The organism is Flavobacterium shii (genome assembly GCF_025847235.1).
In the GTDB taxonomy this organism is placed as follows: domain Bacteria; phylum Bacteroidota; class Bacteroidia; order Flavobacteriales; family Flavobacteriaceae; genus Flavobacterium; species Flavobacterium shii.
The window spans coordinates 1-3,194 of the sequence record NZ_JAOZEW010000047.1; the positions used below are offsets into that span (position 1 = coordinate 1).

1 tRNA gene and 1 rRNA gene are annotated in these 3,194 nt (G+C 47.5%); both read left to right on the forward strand.

The annotated features are described in order from the left end of the window. Positions 1 to 29: 29 nt before the first annotated feature. Positions 30 to 103, forward strand: a tRNA-Ala gene (locus tag OIU83_RS23470). Positions 104 to 302: 199 nt separating this feature from the next. Then, positions 303 to 3,186 (forward strand): 23S ribosomal RNA (locus tag OIU83_RS23475). The last annotated feature ends 8 nt before the right edge of the window (positions 3,187 to 3,194 follow it).

The window sequence follows — 3,194 nt, forward strand, 5'->3', positions numbered from 1 at the left end:
AATTCATAATTCACAATTCATAATTAATTGGGGGATTAGCTCAGCTGGCTAGAGCGCCTGCCTTGCACGCAGGAGGTCAACGGTTCGACTCCGTTATTCTCCACTATCTTTAAAAGAAGATGGAATATAGAAAAAAGAATATAGACTTTGTCTGTTCTCTTTACTCTGTGTTCTTTATTCTAAAAAAGAAAAAGTTCATTGACATATTGAGATAAGAAAATAATAAAAAGTAGAAAGCATTTTTTATTGGAAGTAGTAATACAGAAGATAAAGAAAACGGTCTTGATTTATCAAGGCTGGTACAATAAGCAAAATAAGGGCGTATGGGGGATGCCTTGGCTCTCAGAGGCGATGAAAGGCGTGATAAGCTGCGAAAAGTTACGGGGATCGGCACACACGAATTGATCCGTAAATACCTGAATGGGGCAACCCACTATGTTGAAGACATAGTACACCGATAGGTGGGCAAACCCGCTGAACTGAAACATCTAAGTAGGCGGAGGAGAAGAAAACAAAAGTGATTCCGTAAGTAGTGGCGAGCGAACGCGGATTAGCCCAAACCAATGATGTTACGGCATTGTTGGGGTTGTAGGACCACGACATTTCTTGCACAAAGAATTAGAATCTACTGGAAAGTAGAACCACAGAGGGTGATAGTCCCGTATAGGTAATGAGTGTAAAGGATAGTGGTATCCTGAGTAGGGCGGGACACGAGAAATCCTGTCTGAATTTGGCGGGACCATCCGCTAAGGCTAAATACTCCTGAGAGACCGATAGTGAACCAGTACCGTGAGGGAAAGGTGAAAAGAACCGTGAATAACGGAGTGAAATAGATCCTGAAACCATACGCTTACAAGCGGTCGGAGCCCTTTCGTGGGGTGACGGCGTGCCTTTTGCATAATGAGCCTACGAGTTAACGTTGCTGGCAAGGATAAGTGGTTAAGCCACGGATCCGTAGCGAAAGCGAGTCTGAATAGGGCGCTTTAGTCAGTAGTGTTAGACGCGAAACCGTGTGATCTACCCATGGGCAGGTTGAAGCTGTGGTAACACACAGTGGAGGACCGAACCGGTTGACGTTGAAAAGTCTTCGGATGACCTGTGGGTAGGGGTGAAAGGCCAATCAAACTCGGAAATAGCTCGTACTCCCCGAAATGCATTTAGGTGCAGCGTTATGCGTAAAGTTATATAGAGGTAGAGCTACTGATTGGATGCGGGGGCTTCACCGCCTACCAATTCCTGACAAACTCCGAATGCTATATAATGTTTCATAACAGTGAGGGCTTGGGTGCTAAGGTCCAAGTCCGAGAGGGAAAGAACCCAGACCATCAGCTAAGGTCCCCAAATATATGTTAAGTTGAAAGAACGAGGTTTGTCTGCCCAGACAGCTAGGATGTTGGCTTGGAAGCAGCCATTCATTTAAAGAGTGCGTAACAGCTCACTAGTCGAGCGGACGAGCATGGATAATAATCGGGCATAAACATATTACCGAAGCTATGGATTTACAAGCAATTGTAAGTGGTAGGGGAGCATTCTAACAGGGTTGAAGGTGTGTCGTAAGGCATGCTGGACTGGTTAGAAAAGAAAATGTAGGCATAAGTAACGATAATGCGGGCGAGAAACCCGCACACCGAAAGACTAAGGTTTCCACAGCTATGCTAATCAGCTGTGGGTTAGTCGGGACCTAAGGCGAACCCGAAAGGGACAGTCGATGGACAACGGGTTAATATTCCCGTACTAGTTATTACTGTGATGGGGTGACGGAGTGATGAAAGCGCCGCGAACTGACGGAATAGTTCGTTGAAGTACCTACCTATAAGCTGCGCAGGCAAATCCACGCGGCTTGGGGAAATACGATAGTACTCGGAGACTTCGGTTGAAGAGATAGTGCGCCTAAGGGCTTCCAAGAAAAACCTCTAAACTTCAGGTAATAAGTACCCGTACCGCAAACCGACACAGGTAGTCGAGGAGAGAATCCTAAGGTGCTCGAGAGATTCATGGCTAAGGAATTAGGCAAAATAGACCTGTAACTTCGGGAGAAAGGTCGCCAGCAGTAATGCTGGCCGCAGTGAAGAGGTCCAGGCGACTGTTTATCAAAAACACAGGGCTCTGCAAAATCGTAAGATGAAGTATAGGGCCTGACACCTGCCCGGTGCTGGAAGGTTAAGAGGAGATGTTATCTTCGGAGAAGCATTGAATTGAAGCCCCAGTAAACGGCGGCCGTAACTATAACGGTCCTAAGGTAGCGAAATTCCTTGTCGGGTAAGTTCCGACCTGCACGAATGGTGTAACGATCTGGACACTGTCTCAGCCATGAGCTCGGTGAAATTGTAGTAGCGGTGAAGATGCCGCTTACCCGCAGTGGGACGAAAAGACCCTGTGCACCTTTACTATAGCTTAGTATTGACCTTGGATAAATGATGTGTAGGATAGGTTGGAGACTGTGAAGTGGCGTCGCTAGGCGTTGTGGAGTCATTGTTGAAATACAACCCTTTGTTTATCTGAGGCCTAACCCCATACTGTGGGGGACATTGCTTGGTGGGTAGTTTGACTGGGGTGGTCGCCTCCAAAAGAGTAACGGAGGCTTCTAAAGGTTCCCTCAGTACGCTTGGTAACCGTGCGTAGAGTGCAATGGCATAAGGGAGCTTGACTGAGAGACATACAGGTCGATCAGGTACGAAAGTAGAGCATAGTGATCCGGTGGTTCCGCATGGAAGGGCCATCGCTCAAAGGATAAAAGGTACGCCGGGGATAACAGGCTGATCTCCCCCAAGAGCTCATATCGACGGGGGGGTTTGGCACCTCGATGTCGGCTCGTCACATCCTGGGGCTGGAGAAGGTCCCAAGGGTTGGGCTGTTCGCCCATTAAAGTGGCACGCGAGCTGGGTTCAGAACGTCGTGAGACAGTTCGGTCTCTATCTACTGTGGGCGCAAGAAATTTGAGTGGATCTGATTCTAGTACGAGAGGACCGAATTGGACAAACCTCTAGTGTATCTGTTGTTCCGCCAGGAGCACCGCAGAGTAGCTACGTTTGGAAGGGATAAGCGCTGAAAGCATATAAGCGCGAAACCCACCACAAGATGAGATTTCTTTTAAGGATCGTGGGAGATGACCACGTTGATAGGCTATAGATGTAAAGGCAGTAATGTCATAGTCGAGTAGTACTAATAATCCGTAAGCTTATGTACGCTTTTCC